Annotated in this window: 14 protein-coding genes; 10 read left to right on the top strand and 4 right to left on the bottom strand. The window is 71.8% G+C overall.

Translation table 11 applies throughout. The features are described from left to right. Positions 1-374 precede the first annotated feature (374 nt). On the bottom strand, positions 375-1,574 hold the full coding sequence (locus tag M1203_RS13645; RefSeq protein WP_249949898.1) for an aromatic acid exporter family protein: 1,200 nt from the start codon (positions 1,572-1,574) through the stop codon (positions 375-377). 401 nt (positions 1,575-1,975) lie between these two features. Between M1203_RS13645 and M1203_RS13640 the strand changes: the two genes are divergently transcribed. Further along, positions 1,976-2,194, top strand: coding sequence for a hypothetical protein (locus tag M1203_RS13640; protein ID WP_249949897.1), 219 nt, complete (start codon positions 1,976-1,978; stop codon positions 2,192-2,194). 113 nt (positions 2,195-2,307) lie between these two features. On the opposite strand, the gene M1203_RS13635 is transcribed toward M1203_RS13640, so the two are convergent. Further along, positions 2,308-2,799, bottom strand: a complete 492-nt coding sequence (locus tag M1203_RS13635; RefSeq protein WP_249949896.1) for a GNAT family N-acetyltransferase — start codon at positions 2,797-2,799, stop codon at positions 2,308-2,310. A gap of 354 nt (positions 2,800-3,153) precedes the next feature. Here M1203_RS13635 and M1203_RS13630 point away from each other — a divergent pair, with 354 nt between their 5' ends. Further along, positions 3,154-3,903 (top strand): DUF4118 domain-containing protein, encoded by a 750-nt coding sequence (locus tag M1203_RS13630; protein ID WP_249949895.1) that lies wholly within the window; start codon positions 3,154-3,156, stop codon positions 3,901-3,903. A 41-nt stretch (positions 3,904-3,944) separates the two neighbouring features. Here M1203_RS13630 and M1203_RS13625 read toward each other — a convergent pair whose 3' ends face one another. After that, the gene (locus tag M1203_RS13625; protein WP_249949894.1) at positions 3,945-4,403 is read right to left on the bottom strand and encodes a nuclear transport factor 2 family protein; all 459 of its coding nucleotides are present in this window, start codon (positions 4,401-4,403) and stop codon (positions 3,945-3,947) included. 156 nt (positions 4,404-4,559) lie between these two features. On the opposite strand from M1203_RS13625, the gene M1203_RS13620 reads away from it, so the two are divergent. Both M1203_RS13620 and manD read left to right on the top strand, forming a co-directional pair. After that, complete coding sequence (locus M1203_RS13620) at positions 4,560-5,114, top strand: TetR/AcrR family transcriptional regulator (RefSeq protein WP_249949893.1); 555 nt, start codon at positions 4,560-4,562, stop codon at positions 5,112-5,114. Between the two features lie 104 nt (positions 5,115-5,218). Beyond that, positions 5,219-6,457, top strand: a complete 1,239-nt coding sequence (gene manD / locus M1203_RS13615) for a D-mannonate dehydratase ManD (RefSeq protein WP_249949892.1) — start codon at positions 5,219-5,221, stop codon at positions 6,455-6,457. 18 nt (positions 6,458-6,475) lie between these two features. Here the strand turns inward: manD and M1203_RS13610 are convergent, their stop codons facing one another. After that, complete coding sequence (locus tag M1203_RS13610; protein WP_249949891.1) at positions 6,476-7,831, bottom strand: DUF2252 domain-containing protein; 1,356 nt, start codon at positions 7,829-7,831, stop codon at positions 6,476-6,478. Between the two features lie 255 nt (positions 7,832-8,086). Here M1203_RS13610 and M1203_RS13605 point away from each other — a divergent pair, with 255 nt between their 5' ends. The 6 genes from M1203_RS13605 (at position 8,087) to M1203_RS13580 (ending at position 14,129) form a co-directional block, all read left to right on the top strand. Beyond that, the gene (locus M1203_RS13605) at positions 8,087-8,965 is read left to right on the top strand and encodes a TetR/AcrR family transcriptional regulator (protein WP_249949890.1); all 879 of its coding nucleotides are present in this window, start codon (positions 8,087-8,089) and stop codon (positions 8,963-8,965) included. Positions 8,966-8,969: 4 nt separating this feature from the next. After that, entirely contained in the window at positions 8,970-9,212 is a 243-nt protein-coding gene (locus tag M1203_RS13600) for a hypothetical protein (RefSeq protein WP_249949889.1), read from the top strand. Positions 9,213-9,313: 101 nt separating this feature from the next. Further along, positions 9,314-10,567 (top strand): methyltransferase, encoded by a 1,254-nt coding sequence (locus tag M1203_RS13595; RefSeq protein WP_249950043.1) that lies wholly within the window; start codon positions 9,314-9,316, stop codon positions 10,565-10,567. Between the two features lie 139 nt (positions 10,568-10,706). Continuing rightward, positions 10,707-11,102 carry a molybdopterin-binding protein gene (locus tag M1203_RS13590; protein ID WP_249949888.1) on the top strand — a complete coding sequence of 132 codons (396 nt, stop codon included), beginning with the start codon at positions 10,707-10,709 and terminating at the stop codon, positions 11,100-11,102. Positions 11,103-11,297: 195 nt separating this feature from the next. Then, on the top strand, positions 11,298-12,113 hold the full coding sequence (gene modA / locus M1203_RS13585; protein WP_249949887.1) for a molybdate ABC transporter substrate-binding protein: 816 nt from the start codon (positions 11,298-11,300) through the stop codon (positions 12,111-12,113). A gap of 42 nt (positions 12,114-12,155) precedes the next feature. Continuing rightward, positions 12,156-14,129: an ABC transporter permease gene (locus M1203_RS13580; RefSeq protein WP_249949886.1), complete on the top strand. Its 1,974-nt coding sequence runs from the start codon at positions 12,156-12,158 to the stop codon at positions 14,127-14,129. Positions 14,130-14,162: the final 33 nt, after the last annotated feature.

The raw sequence follows: 14,162 nt of genomic DNA, 5'->3' as shown, positions 1-14,162 counted from the left end.
GCCATCCGCACCGGCCTCATCAACCGCCCCACCCAACTCGCCCTCTCCGCACACCCCATGGACCTGCTGTGACGCCGGAAAACGGGCCGCGCGGCGCGTGCGGGCGGCGGGGGCGAAGCTCCTGATCACTTCCGGCCGAGCGGCCGGATCTCGTCGTCCTCGCTGATGGCGCCCATGATTGCGGGGCGCGGAGGGGGCGGATGACGGCGTCCCCGCCCGAATACACCTCGCCTCAAAGCGTTGTGGGCAAAAACTCCGTCAATAATTCGGCGCGAGTTTCCCGTTGCGCCGCGGACGAGCGATTCACGCCACGGCGGTGGCCGGGAGAAGCCCGGCCGCCGCGCCCTTTCCCGGTCCGGTATATCGGCCGGCTTTTATCCCCGACGCCGCGGCAGGGCTTCCCGTACCCATTGCCAGGCGGCGGCCAGCCGGGGGTATCGTTCACGCGTTTCACGAGAGGCGCGGTCCAACTCCTCCATCAGCCGCTGGGAACGATTCTCCATGTCCAGCTCGGCCAGGATCCGGTCGATCTCCGCGAGCAGCGCGCCATGGAGCTGCCACTGACGAGGGTGCCGCTGGACGCCCTCCAGCAGCAGCTCCGCCACCTGTTCCCGGCTCACGCGCGCCGCCGCCAGATCCTCGGCGAGCCGTGCCTCCGCGGTCTCGGCGCTCCGGCTGGCCTCCGTGGTGACCAGTACGGCGAAGCTGACGACCGCGTCGGCGATCCGGGCCAGCAACTCCTTCAGCGCGATCCCCACCTCCCGCGGGAACAGCGGCTCCTCCGTACGCTCCTTGGCGAGATCGGTCAGCGTCCTGGCCAGTACGCGCAGCACCACCGTGCAGATCTCCAGGGTGTCGAGACCGGTACGCAGCACCACGCGGTTCAGCAGCCCCTCCTTGACCCGGGGGTTGAGCCGCACGCTGTCCTCGGCCTGCCGGAGATCCGCGTCCACCTCGCTGATGTCGTGGTCCAGCCGGCGCGCGTCGTGCAGCCGGTCGGCGGCGCGCTCGACCGGAGTGGTCTCCGTCAGCCCCTCCCCGATACGCAGCAGCAACTGGCGCATACGGCGGGACAGATCCTCGATGGACTGGCCCGCCGTACGGACCCACACCGGCGGCACGAACAGGAAGTTGAAGAGCAGCCCCACCACCGCGCCGATCAGCGTCTCCAGCACCCGGTCCCAGGCGGTGGACGCCACCCGGGTCACACCGAGGACGAGCATCGCGCTGATCGCGACCTCCGGCACGAACTCGTCCACCCTGACCAGCCGCCCGACGATCAGCGAGGCCACGATGATCAGCCCCAGACTCCACCAGGTCAGCCCCACCAGCACACTGAAGCCGCTGGCGACCAACACCCCCGCGACGACGGAGTTCACCCTGCGGATGCCGGTGGTCAGGGTCGAGTAGAGCGTGACCTGTACGACGAGCAGCGCCGTCAGGGGAGCGGTCAGCGGTGCGGGCTCGTTGCTCAGCCGGAGGGCAACCACATAGGCGATCGTCGCGGCGGCGGCAGACCGCACCGTCTGTACGAGGACCGGCTGCGTGCGCCGCCCCCTCACCAGCTCGGCCACCGCTCTCACCGCCTTCCGGAACGATGAAGGTTCACACGCGCAATGCTCGTTGGGTACGAAAGGAAGCGCACGGCCATGACCGTGCGGGGGGCCATCGCGTCGTCCCCGGGGACCGGGCTCCCGGATGCGTGTCCCGGGGCCGCTCTCGCGTACTCTGGATCAGCTCCGTACGGGCGCGCTCACCGACCGGTGGGCGATGCGCGGCCGGGGACTCTCACCACCCCGCCCCGCACCCGGTGGAACAGGCGGACGCCGTACGCCGGACGAGCAGCCGGGTCCGATGGCGCCACGCTCCGGCCGCTCGCGGTGATGCGGGACGGGGAATGATGAGGTAAACACCTTTCCAGCGGGTCGATCGGCATTCGGGCCGCGCGGCCGCTCGACTATCCGAACGGTTGTGCATGCCTTCTTCTCCGTCCCGTCAGGATCCGCCGCAGGAGCCGAGCACGGGGGCCGCGCCGAACGCGCGTCCGCAGCATCACGACATCTTCCTCGAACCGCGCTACACCGTGGAGCTGCCACCGCTGCCCGATGGCGAGGGAGAGGACGAGCCCTCCATGGACAGCGTGTTCGACCGGCCGGCGGCCCGTCGGCGTACGCCCACCGCGCGCCGCGGATAGCCGCGGGCAGCGGGACATCCGGGGAGGCGGGGCGACGGCGGGGCCGCGGGGCCCGCTCGGACGGGCCGGGTGACACCCGATCATCACCCGGATCAGCACCCGGCCCCTCGCTCCTACGCCCAGACGATCCCGTAGTACCTCAGCTGTTCGTCCTCCGCGACGAGCCGCATCCCCACCGCCGTCATGACGCGCTGGGACGCGGTGTTCTCATGGTCGGTGTCGCCCTGGACACGGGTGATCCCGCTCGCCCGCGCGAACCGCAGCAGCTCGCGCAGGGCCTCGGAGGCGTATCCCCTGCCGTGTGCCGACGGGATCAGGCCGTAGCCGATCGTGACCGTGAGGTCCTCGTCCGGGGCGCCGTGGAAGCCGAGACCGCCTATGGCGTACCCGTCCTCGCGACGGCGGATCTCGTAGGGACCGAAGGGCTGGGGATCACCGGTGATCGCACAGGTCGTCAGATAGCGCCTGGCCCCCACCATGTCGCCGTCGGCGGGGTATCCGGGCGCCCAGCGGTCATCGTCCGCGGGCTCGGCCGCCGCCACCCGTTCGGCCTCCAGAACACTCAACGGATGCAGCACGAGCCGCTCAGTCACAAGATCGTCCATGACACGGAGACGTATCACGCGCCGCGGCGGCTCCACACGCGTTTCATCCGATGTGCATATCCCGTCCGCCCGCACGTCCGGCACGTCCCGCACGTCCGGCACGTCCCGCACGTCCGGCACGTCCCGCACGTCCGGCACGTCCCGAACGTCCGGCACGTCCCGCACTGACGGCCGGTGCCGGGCGTCAAGATCGCGTCAAGGTCCGTCCGGCGGACGGCAGGGCCGCGTCAAGACGCTCGACGGCCCGAGTCGCCGGGGGCCCCGGGGGGAGAATTGAAGGTGTGGGCCGGTGTTCGGCCTGGATTCGGTGGTCGGACGATCCGGTCCGGCACACGATGTACTGCGAGGTGGACCATGACATTCCCGCTTCGCGACCGCATCGCACTCGGCGCGGCGCTGTTCGCGCCCCTGGCGGTCGCCCTGTTGCTGCTGCCGTTCCGTTCGGGCCTGGCGAGCGCCGACCTGGCGCTGATCCTCGTCCTGGTCGTCGTGGCGGTCGCCGCCATGGGGAACCGTGTCGCCGGCGCGCTGGCCGCGCTGTCGGCGGCCCTGTGGTTCGACTTCTTTCTGGCCCGGCCGTTCGAGCGGTTCAGTATCACCGGCGCCACCGACATCGCGACCGTTGTGTTGCTGCTGCTGGTGGGGCTCGCCGTGTCACAACTGGCCGCCCATGCCCGGCGGCTGCATGTCATGACGGTGGTGGACGCCGGGCTGCTCGCCCGGATCCATGACACCGCCCGGCTCGCGCAGTCCACCGGCTCTCCGGACTCCGTGGTCGACCAGGTGAGCCGTCATCTCGTGGAGATCCTGCGGCTGCGGGGCTGCCGGTTCGAGTACGGCAGTCTTCTCGGCCATCCGGCCCGCCTGGAGCAGGACGGCACCGTGACGGTGGACCGCAGGCCATGGGACATCGAGCAGCTCGGCTGGCCGGACGGCGATATCGAGCTACGGGCGGCGGGCAGCGGGCATTACGTGGGGCGGTTCATGCTCCGGCCCAATCCCGGCCTCGTCCCCTCCAAGCAGGTGCGGCTGGTGGCCGTGACGCTCGCGGACGACGCGGGGGCCGCCCTCGACACCGCGGGCCCGGCCCTGGACGCCGGCTGAGGCCCCCGGCCCAGCGGCGCGGCTCTTGATGGCTTGATGGCTCAACGCAGAGGGAACGGCACCCCGCGCTCCGCGTCGGGCCGGGGGCCGAAGATCCGGCGCTCGCTCTCCTGGATCGGTACGTCGTTGATGCTGGCCTCGCGGCGGGACATCAGGCCGTCCGCGTCGAACTCCCACAGCTCATTGCCGTACGAGCGCCACCACTGGCCGTCCGCGTCATGGCTCTCGTACTGGAAGCGCACCGCGATGCGGTCGGCCTCGAAGGCCCACAGCTCCTTGCGCAGCGCGTACTCCAGCTCGCGCTCCCACTTGCTGGTCAGCAGCTCGACGATGGCGTCCCGGCCGGTGACGAACGTGTCCCGGTTACGCCATCGCGAGTCCTCGGTGTAGGCGAGCGAGACCTTGCGCGGATCGCGGGTGTTCCACGCGTCCTCGGCGGCCTGGACCTTCTGCTTCGCCGTGTCGAGGGTGAACGGCGGCAGGGGCGGGCGGGTGCTCATCACGGACTCCTTCTGGGGTGGACGGTGCGGACGGTGCGCAGGGTGTGGACCACCATGGAGAACTGTCGTTCTCCTCGCTCGTTGATACGCTAGAGAACGATGGTTCTCAGGTCAAGGAGCGAGGGGACGAGGAGCGGAGTGGGGAACGTGCCGAGGATGGACGGCGTGGCCGCCAGGGAACAGGCGCTGGACGCGGCCGAGCGGCTGTTCTACGCCCGGGGCGTCCAGAGCGTCGGCATGGACGACATCCGCGGCGCGTCCGGAGTCTCGCTCAAGCGGCTCTACCAGCTCTTTCCCGCCAAGGAGCAGCTGGTCGAGGCGTATCTCGCGCGGCGCGACCTCGTATGGCGCCAGCGGCTGGCCGACCGGGTGGAGCGCCACCGGGATCCCGAGGAACGGATCCTGGCGGTCTTCGACCATCTGCACACCTGGTTCGGCGAGCCGGACTTCCGTGGCTGCGCCTGGATCAACGCGTACGGCGAACTCGGCGCCACCTCGCCCCGGGTCGCGGCCCAGGCGCGCGCCCACAAGCTCGCCTTCAAACGGTATCTGGCCGCCCTGGTGGCCGATGCCGAGCTGCCCCCGGACACGGCCGATCAGCTCCAACTCCTCGCCGAGGGCGCCATGGTGACCGCCGCGATACTCGAAACGGCGGAACCGGCCCTCCAGGCGCGGGAGGCCGCCGTCCTGCTGGTACGGGCCGCGCGCTGAGGGGACGCCGCTGAGTGGTGCCTCTGGGGCGCGGACATGTCATGGGCCATTCTGGAGCGGTACGGCACCGCCACCCCTCGCGTACGACAGGAGCCGCGCCCGTTATGAAGATCACCGCTGCCGACACCATCGTCACCAGCCCCGGCCGTAACTTCGTCACCCTGCGGATCACCACGGAGGACGGCCTCACCGGACTCGGCGACGGCACCCTCAACGGACGTGAACTGGCCGTCGGGAGCTATCTGGCGGACCATGTGGCGCCGCTGCTGATCGGCCGGGACGCGGCGCGTATCGAGGACACCTGGCAGTACCTGTACCGGGGTGCGTACTGGCGCCGGGGACCGGTGACGATGGCCGCCGTCGCGGCGGTGGACACCGCGCTCTGGGACATCAAGGCCAAGGCCGCCGGCATGCCGCTCTACCAGCTGCTCGGCGGGGCCTCCCGCACCGGCGCCCTCGCCTACGGCCATGCCTCGGGACGGGACGTCCCCGAGATCCTGGACTCCGTACGCGCCCATCTGGCGCAGGGGTACCGCGCCCTCCGGATCCAGTCCGGGATTCCGGGGCTCGACTCGGTCTACGGCGTGGCCGCGTCCGGTGCGGGAAGCGGCGGCCACGACGACGACCCCGCGCGCCGATCGGCGGACGGACCGCCCCGGCCGGTGGAGGAGGTGTGGGACACCCGCGCGTATCTGCGCCATGTCCCCCGGGTGTTCGAGGCGGTACGCGCGGAGTTCGGCCCGGAACTGCCGCTGCTGCACGACGGACACCACCGCATGACACCGATCCAGGCGGCCGGGCTCGGCAAGGACCTCGAACCGTACGACCTGTTCTGGCTGGAGGACGCCACGCCCGCCGAGGACCCCACGGCCCTGCGGCTCGTCCGGCAGCACACCACCACCCCGCTGGCGATCGGTGAGGTCTTCAACTCCCCGCACGACTACGGCGTTCTGCTCAGCGAGCGGCTGATCGACTACGTACGCTCGGCCGTCACGCATGTCGGGGGCGTCACGGCGATGCGCAAGCTTCTCGACCTGGCCGCTCTGTACGGCATCAGGTCGGGCATCCACGGGCCCACCGACATCTCACCCGTCGGTATGGCCGCGGCGCTCCATCTCGACCTGGCCGTGCACAACTTCGGCATTCAGGAGTACACGAAGCACTCGGCCAGGACGCTGGAGGTCTTCCGGACCTCCTACCGCTTCAGCGAGGGGCTGCTGCATCCGTCCGATCAGCCGGGCCTCGGTGTGGAACTCGACGAGACGGCCGCCGCGCGCTTCCCGTACACACCGGCCTATCTGCCCGTCAACCGCCTCATGGACGGGACCGTGCACGACTGGTAGCCGGCCGGGCGGGGTGTGCTACCGGTGGTGGCTCACCGGCCCCGGGCGCTCCTCCGGCAGCCGTCCCGCCGCCACCGCCGCGGCGAGCGCGGCGTGGTCGGCCGCGTTCCGGTCGGCGTACCGCAGCGCGAAGTCGGCCATGGCGCGGTCGAAGGCGTCGGAGCCGCCGAGGTAGTGGGCGATGGCGATCCGGTCGCCGGACCTGGCGTGGGCGCGGGCCAGCGCCGCGCCGCACAGCCGCGCGTAGTCGTGCAGCAGGGGCGGCGACATGTCCGCCACGACGGGGGAGCCCTTCATGTCACGCAGCTGGCGCCAGTAGAAGTGCCGGCCCTCGGGCCCGGTCACCCACCCGAGGAAGACATCGCCCGCGGCCTGGAGCAGCCGCTGCCCCGCCACCACCCGGTGGCCCTGGTGCGGATAGCCGCTCTGCCGCAGATGGGGTTCGAGCACCGACCGCTCGGCCTCCCTGATCTGGAGGAACAGCGGATCCCCGGCGTGCCGGCCCTCCAGCAGCACGATGTAGCAGCGCGTACCGACGCTGCTGACGCCCACGACCTTGCGGGCCGCGTCGATGAAGCGGTACCGGTCGAGGAGTGTGCGCCGGTCCTCCGGGAGAGTGCTCCGGTAGCCGATGAACACGCGGCGGAGCACGGCCATGTCCAGTCGGCTCACCGGTTGCAGCAGGGGCGGGTCGGGCGTGATCCTGCGGTGCCCGTCCGGCGCGTCGGTCAGCATGTCGAGCGTCCGCAGCCCGATGCGTTCCCCGGCGCGCGCCAGCTGGGATTCGACGCGCTTGCGGTGTTCCGACCGGATGAGCGGAAGGATGTCCTCGGCGTCGAGCCGCTCGTACCAGACGTCCAGTTCACCGCGGGCGGACAGCCGCCGCATCGACGTCCGGTAGGCGGCGGAGGCGGCGTGCACGGCCCGCCGGGTGTCGGGCTCGGAGTGGCCGTTCTCGCCCGCGGCGACCGCGATGCTCGCGGCGAGCCGCTTCACATCCCATTCGAAGGGGCCGGGAAGGGTCTCGTCGAAGTCATTGAGGTCGAAGAGCAGCGCGCGCTCGGGCGAGGCGAACACACCGAAGTTCAGCAGATGGGCGTCCCCGCAGAGTTGGACGGTCAGTCCTGTGCGGGGCTGGGTGGCCAGATCGGCGGCCATCACGGCGGCGGCGCCGCGGAGGAAGGCGAACGGAGAGGCGGCCATCCGCTCGTAGCGCAGCGGCAGCAGCTCGGGGACGCGGTTGGCGGTCTGGCGCGCCAGTACGGTGAGCGGATCGAGCCGGTCGGCGGCGGGTATCCACAGACCGTGCGATGACCGGGACGCCTGTTTGCGTGCGGACCGGCCGCGCTCCGCCCGGTCCGCGGGAGTGGTCATCACGGCCCCGCTCCCTCCGCTGGTCGATGACGCGGTATCGCCCGTGAGCACGAGCATCGCGTTCCGGCGCCCGAGGAGCCCGGCGTGACGGCCATTCGGGTGGTTTTCACATGGGAATGCACCGCGACGGCGGACAGCGGAGCATTCTCGGATCACGGCGTGTCGGCCCCCGGCGCGTGCCATGCTCGATAAGCGCCCTTACCCCCACGCGACCGCGCAACACCGCACGTACACAGGGCGATTCGGGGAGGTCGGATGGATCCGGTCCGGAAATCCGCAGACACATCGCCCGCCGGTACGGGCCGTTCGCACGCGCGTACGGGACCGCCGTCCGCCGGTGCGCGCCCACCGTCCGCCGGTACGGGCACACCGTCCGCCGGCACGGGCCAGTCACCCGGGGATACACCACCCGCGCCGGACCGCACGAGCCAGGCGCGCAGGGCGCGGCGGCGCGAGCGGCTGCTCACGACCGCCACCGAGCTGTTCATCGCCCGTGGTTACCCGGCCACCTCCATCGAGCGGATCTGTGTCACCGCGCGAGTCTCCATCCGCGCGTTCTACGAGGAGTTCGAGGGGCGTGAGGCGCTGCTGATCGCGCTGCACAACGATGTCGCCCGCGCGGGCATGGAAGCGGCGCTGACGGTCCTCAGCGATCCCGCGACGGAGTCCGCGGACACCCGCGCCAGGATCACGGCCCTGACCCGCGCCTATGTGGACGCCGTCACCGCCGACCCCGCGGCCACCCGGATCGCGTTCATCGAGGTCGTCGGCGTCGGGCGCGCGGTGGAGGACCACCGGCTGCTCTGGCGCGGCCTGTGGACCGACTTCCTGATCGGGGAGGCGGAGCGTGCCGTGGAGCGCGGCGAGGCGGTACGGCGCGACTACGCGCTCGCCATGGTCGCCCTGATCGGGGCGGTCAATGAACTGGTCGGGCACTGGGCCCGTAACACCAGTATGTTCTCGCCACTGATGCTGGCCGACGAGCTGGTCCACCACGCTCTCGCCGTCCTCGGTCTCTCCGCCGCCCCCGACGCCCCCGACGGCGCCGTCGGAGGCGACGGTTCCGGCGTTCCCATGGAGGCCGTGGCGCATAGGGACGGCGCGCGGGGCGGCCTCGCGGACGAAGGGGAGTGACGCGATGACCGGGCTCTGGCACCAGGTCCTGCGCACCATGTCCCAGCCGGGCGCGTCCCCCGACGACGATCTGCTCGCCCGGGCGGCGGCGGACATCGCGCTGCGCGACCACCCCCATCCGCCCGCCGACGCCCAGGTGGTGCTGGAGATCGCCCGCAACGAGTTCGCCGCCGTCCTCACGGTCGGCCAGGCGCGGGCGGCCCTCGACCGTGCGCGCCGGTCGTCGAAGGACGGGCCCGCCCGATGACCGAGCGGCGCGGCGGCGGGCGGGCAGGACCGGCGCTGAACAGGCATCGCGCGCGTCTCGAAGCGTACGCCGCGCTCCCGGACGGATAGCCTGTGACCACGATGAACCGTTTGACGACACCCTGGGGCGAGTTCGGCCTCACCCGATTCCCCGAGCATCCCCGCGAGACGCTGCGCGCGTGGGACGCCGCCGACGAATATCTGCTGCGGCATCTCGCGGGAGCCGAGGGCGGGCAGGGGGACTCCGCGCAGCGGGGCGACACGCCGACGGACACGGAGCCGGCGGGCGACACGCCGGGGGGCGTCGAACCGACGGACCTGTCGGGCACGGTGGTCGTCGTCGGTGACCGCTGGGGCGCGCTGACCACGGTGCTCGCCGCGCGCCGGCTCGAACAGCTCGGCGCGGACCCGCTCGTGCAGATCACCGACTCGTATCTCACCCAGCAGGCGACCCGCGCCAATCTGCGCCGGGCCGGCGTCGGCGCGGATTCCGTACGGCTGCTCTCGGCCAGGGACACCCCGCCGGAGCGCGTCGACGTGCTGCTGATCCGTGTCCCCAAGAGTCTGGCGCTGCTTGAGGACCAGTTGCACCGCCTCGCTCCGGCCGTGCACCCGGGGACCGTGATCATCGGTACGGGACGGGTCACCGAGATCCACACCTCCACACTGAAGCTGTTCGAGCAGATCCTCGGGCCGACCAGGACCTCGCTCGCGGTCAGAAAGGCGCGGCTGATCCTCACCACGGCCACGCCGGGGCGCACCAGGACCGCCAGCCCCTGGCCGCACAGCTACGCGCTGCCGGAAGGGCTCGGAACCGTATCGGGCCGTACCGTCGTCAACCACGCGGGGATCTTCTGCGCCGAGCGGCTCGACATCGGTACGCGCTTCCTGCTGCGCCATCTGCCCCGGCGCCAGGGGGCCGAGCATGTGGTCGACCTCGGCTGCGGCAACGGTGTGGTCGGCACGGCCATGGCGCTGGGGAACCCGGCGGCCAGGGTGACCTTCATCGACGAGTCGTTCTCGGCCGTGGCCTCGGCCGAGGCCACCTTCCACAAGAACGTCGACGCCGGGACCGCGGCGGAGTTCGTCCTCGGCGACAGCATGACGGACGTACCGGCCGGGACCGTCGATCTCGTACTGAACAACCCGCCGTTCCACACCCATCAGGCGACGACCGACGCGACGGCGTGGCGGATGTTCACCGGGTCCCGCGCCGCGCTGCGGCCCGGGGGCGAGCTGTGGGTCATCGGCAACCGGCATCTCGGCTACCACACCAAGCTGCGGCGGCTCTTCGGCAACTGCGAGACCGTGACCAGCGATCCGAAGTTCGTCATCCTGCGGGCCGTCAAGCGCTGAGCCGGCCGCCGGGGGCCGGGACTCGGTCGGACCGGGCCGGACCGGGCCTTGGGGACTTCCTCCAGGCGACCTCGCATCTGCCATGGATGATCATCTTAAGGATTGTATGTGCGAGTGAATACGGCCTATCTTGTCGCACATGCAGTCCTACACCATCGGTCAGGCGGCCAGGCTTCTCGGGGTGAGCCCCGACACCGCGCGCCGCTGGGCCGACGCCGGCCGCGTCGCGACCCATCGTGACGAGGGCGGGCGCCGTCTGATCGACGGCCGCGCGCTCGCGGCGTTCTCCATCGAGCTCGCGCAGAACGACTCGGGTGAGGAGGACATCTCGTACACCTCGGCCCGCAACGCGTTTCCCGGCATCGTCACCGCCGTGAAGCTCGGTGATGTCGCCGCCCAGGTGGAGATCCAGGCCGGTCCGCACCGGCTGGTGTCCCTGCTGACCCGGGAAGCCGTCGAGGAACTGGGTCTTGAGGTCGGCATGCAGGCCACCGCCCGCGTGAAGTCCACCAGCGTGCATATCGACCGCCCGTGACCCGCGCCGCCCGCGAGGCGACGCGACGCGCCGTACCGCGCCGTCGCCGTCTCCCGGGCCGCGCCGGGGCGGGACTTCGAGGACACGCCCCCGAGCCCTGCCCCACCGCCCCGAGGCGTCGCCCGTCCCCGGCGCTCCTGTCATCGTCCGCTCGCGTGCCCGCACCGGGCCCGTACCGCCAAGGAGTCCACCCTCATGTCTCTCGTCCTCACCCGGCGCCGTGCCGCGACCGCGCTCATGACCGCCGCCCTGCTCGTGCCGCTGGCCGCCTGCGGCGGTGAAAGCGACAGCGAGAAGGACACCGGCGCGGGCTCCAGCGCCGAGGCGTCGGCGAGCGGCGCCCCCGCCGCGGATCTGACCGTGCTGGCCGCCGCTTCGCTGACCGATGTGTTCAAGACGGCGGGCGCCGCCTACGAGAAGGCCAACCCGGGTACGAAGGTGACGTTCTCCTTCGCCGGTTCGCAGGAGCTGGCCGCGCAGGTCAAGCAGGGCGCTCCGGCGGACGCGCTGGTCACCGCCGACACCAAGACGATGGACGGTCTCCAGGGCGACACCGGCTCTCCGCAGATCATCGCCAAGAACCGGCTGGTGATCGCCACCGGTGAGGGCAACCCGGACGGGATCAAGAGCCTGAAGGACCTCGCCGACCCCAAGCTGAAGGTCGTCCTGGCCGCGCCCGAGGTGCCGGTCGGCCGGTACAGCAAGCAGGTGCTCGACGCCCAGAAGATCGAGGTCAAGCCGGTCTCGCAGGAGCCGAACGTGCGTGCTGTGCTGAGCAAGGTCGAGCTCGGCGAGGCCGACGCGGGCATCGTCTACAAAACCGATGCCGCCACCGCCACCGACAAGGTCGACGCCATCGCCATCCCGGACGCGGAGAACGCCATCGCCGCCTACCCGGCCGCCACCCTGAAGACCTCCGAGCACAGCGACGCCGCCGCCGCGTTCGTCAGCTGGCTCAGCGGGCCCGAGGCGCAGAAGATCCTCCAGGACGCCGGATTCCAGAAGCCGTGACCCCCACCAGGTGACCAGCGACTCCTCCTCCCAGGAACCCCGATGAGAAGCAAGCGCACCCGTGGCCCCGGCGCCCCCGTGGCGCTGGCGCTGCCCGCGCTGCTCGCGATCGCGTTCCTGCTGCTGCCCCTGATCGGCATTCTCGCCCGCACCCCCTGGGGCGATCTCGGGACGCATCTCACCAGCCCCGGTGTGGTGGAGGCGCTGAGGCTGTCGCTGCTGGTCTCCTTCTGGGCGCTCGGGCTCTCCCTGGTGCTCGGGGTGCCACTGGCCTGGCTGCTGGCCCGGGTGAGGTTTCCCGGCAAGACGCTGGTGCGCGCGCTGGTCCTGCTGCCGATGGTGCTGCCGCCCACCGTCGGCGGGGTCGCGCTGCTGCTCGGCTTCGGCCGGCGGGGGCTGCTCGGGCCCTGGCTGGAGGATTCCTTCGGGATCACCCTGCCGTTCCACACCTCGGGCGCCGTGATCGCGGCGACGTTCGTGGCGATGCCGTTTCTCATCATCAGCCTCGAAGGCACCCTGGCCGGCATGCGGCCCGCCTACGAGGAGACCGCCGCGTCGCTGGGCGCCTCGCCGGTACGGGTGTTCCTCACCGTCACCCTGCCGATGGTCGCCCCGGGGCTCGCCGCGGGCGCCGCGCTGACCTGGGCGCGCGCCCTCGGCGAGTTCGGCGCCACGATCACCTTCGCCGGCAACCTCCCCGGCACCACCCAGACTCTTCCGCTCCAGGTCTATCTGCTGCTCCAGGACTCGCCCGAGGCCGCGACCTCGGTCTCCCTGCTGCTGCTCGCCATCGCGATGGCCGTCCTGATCGGACTGCGCGGACGCTGGACGGGTGTGACGGCCGACCGCGCGCCGGACCGTGCCCCGCCGCCGGACGACACGGACGCGCCCTCCGTGCCCCCCGCGGCCGCCGCGCCCGACACACCGTCCGGGCCGGACGACGCCGTCCTCGCGGCGGACAAGTCCCCCCTCCCGGCCGAGCGCTGGCGACTGCACGCGGAGGTCACCGGCTTCAACCGGCTCGTCCTGGCCGCCGAGCCCGGTACGACCATCGCGGTCGTCGGACCCAACGGCGCCGGCAAGACGACGCTGCTGCGCGCCCTCCTCGGCCTCACCCCGCGCGCCCACGCCGAACTCCGCCTCGGGGACCGGGATGTCACCGCTCTCCCACCGCACCGCCGCGGTGTCGCCTGGGTGCCGCAGGACGGCGCGCTCTTCCCCCATCTGAGCGCCCTCGCCAACACCGCGTACGGACTCCGTGCCCACGGCGTCCACCGTGCCGAGGCCCGCCGTATCGCCCGCCAGTGGCTCGACCGCCTCGGCGTCGGGCAGCTCGCCCACCGCAAGCCGCACCAGCTCTCCGGCGGCCAGGCGCAGCGGGTCGCGCTGGCCCGCGCGCTCGCCGTCCGGCCCCGGCTGCTGCTTCTCGACGAACCGCTCGCCGCGCTCGACCAGACCACCCGGGCACGGGTACGGCATACCCTGCGCGGCCATCTCGACGGCTTCGGCGGGGTCTGTCTGATCGTCACCCATGACCCGGTCGAGGCCGTCTCGCTGGCCGACCGGGTTCTCGTACTCGACGACGGCAGGGTCCTCCAGGACGCCCCGCCCGCGGAAGTGACCCGTAACCCGCGCTCGCCGTGGGTGGCCCGGATGCTCGGACGTAACGCCTGGCCCGGCAGGTCGGGTCCCGACGGGTTCGAACTCGCCGCCGGTGGGCGGCTGGTGGTGGCCGAGCCGCCCGCCGAGGGCACGGCGGCCCTCGCGATCATCGCCCCGGAGGCCGTCTCCGTACACCGTGAGCGCCCCGGCGGCAGCCCCCGCAACGTCTGGCCGGGAACGGTACGCGAGATCACCGCGCTCGGCAGCCGGCTGCGTGTCCTGATCACCTCGGACGAGTCCCCCGATCTGGTCGCCGAGATCACGCCCCAGGCCGCCGCCGAACTCGGCCTGGCCGACGGCGTATCCGTATGGACCAGTGTCAAGGCCACCGAGGTCACCCTCGTCGCCCTGTGAGCCCCGGCCCGTCGGGGAGGTCCCGCCGGCGCC

Source organism: Streptomyces sp. 35G-GA-8, assembly GCF_023534745.1.
Taxonomy (GTDB): Bacteria; Actinomycetota; Actinomycetes; order Streptomycetales; family Streptomycetaceae; genus Streptomyces.
The sequence above is the reverse complement of the archived record's forward strand: the minus strand, read 5'-3'. Positions and strand labels throughout refer to the sequence as shown.

Bases quoted from the DNA above. Each gene is read 5' to 3' on its own strand.
- M1203_RS13640 (WP_249949897.1), top strand. From the start codon at position 1,976: ATGCCTTCTTCTCCGTCCCGTCAGGATCCGCCGCAGGAGCCGAGCACG.
- M1203_RS13635 (WP_249949896.1), bottom strand. From the start codon at position 2,799: ATGGACGATCTTGTGACTGAGCGGCTCGTGCTGCATCCGTTGAGTGTT.
- M1203_RS13630 (WP_249949895.1), top strand. From the start codon at position 3,154: ATGACATTCCCGCTTCGCGACCGCATCGCACTCGGCGCGGCGCTGTTC.
- M1203_RS13625 (WP_249949894.1), bottom strand. From the start codon at position 4,403: ATGAGCACCCGCCCGCCCCTGCCGCCGTTCACCCTCGACACGGCGAAG.
- M1203_RS13620 (WP_249949893.1), top strand. From the start codon at position 4,560: ATGGACGGCGTGGCCGCCAGGGAACAGGCGCTGGACGCGGCCGAGCGG.
- manD (WP_249949892.1), top strand. From the start codon at position 5,219: ATGAAGATCACCGCTGCCGACACCATCGTCACCAGCCCCGGCCGTAAC.
- M1203_RS13610 (WP_249949891.1), bottom strand. From the start codon at position 7,831: ATGACCACTCCCGCGGACCGGGCGGAGCGCGGCCGGTCCGCACGCAAA.
- M1203_RS13605 (WP_249949890.1), top strand. From the start codon at position 8,087: ATGGATCCGGTCCGGAAATCCGCAGACACATCGCCCGCCGGTACGGGC.
- M1203_RS13600 (WP_249949889.1), top strand. From the start codon at position 8,970: ATGACCGGGCTCTGGCACCAGGTCCTGCGCACCATGTCCCAGCCGGGC.
- M1203_RS13595 (WP_249950043.1), top strand. From the start codon at position 9,314: ATGAACCGTTTGACGACACCCTGGGGCGAGTTCGGCCTCACCCGATTC.
- M1203_RS13590 (WP_249949888.1), top strand. From the start codon at position 10,707: ATGCAGTCCTACACCATCGGTCAGGCGGCCAGGCTTCTCGGGGTGAGC.
- modA (WP_249949887.1), top strand. From the start codon at position 11,298: ATGTCTCTCGTCCTCACCCGGCGCCGTGCCGCGACCGCGCTCATGACC.
- M1203_RS13580 (WP_249949886.1), top strand. From the start codon at position 12,156: ATGAGAAGCAAGCGCACCCGTGGCCCCGGCGCCCCCGTGGCGCTGGCG.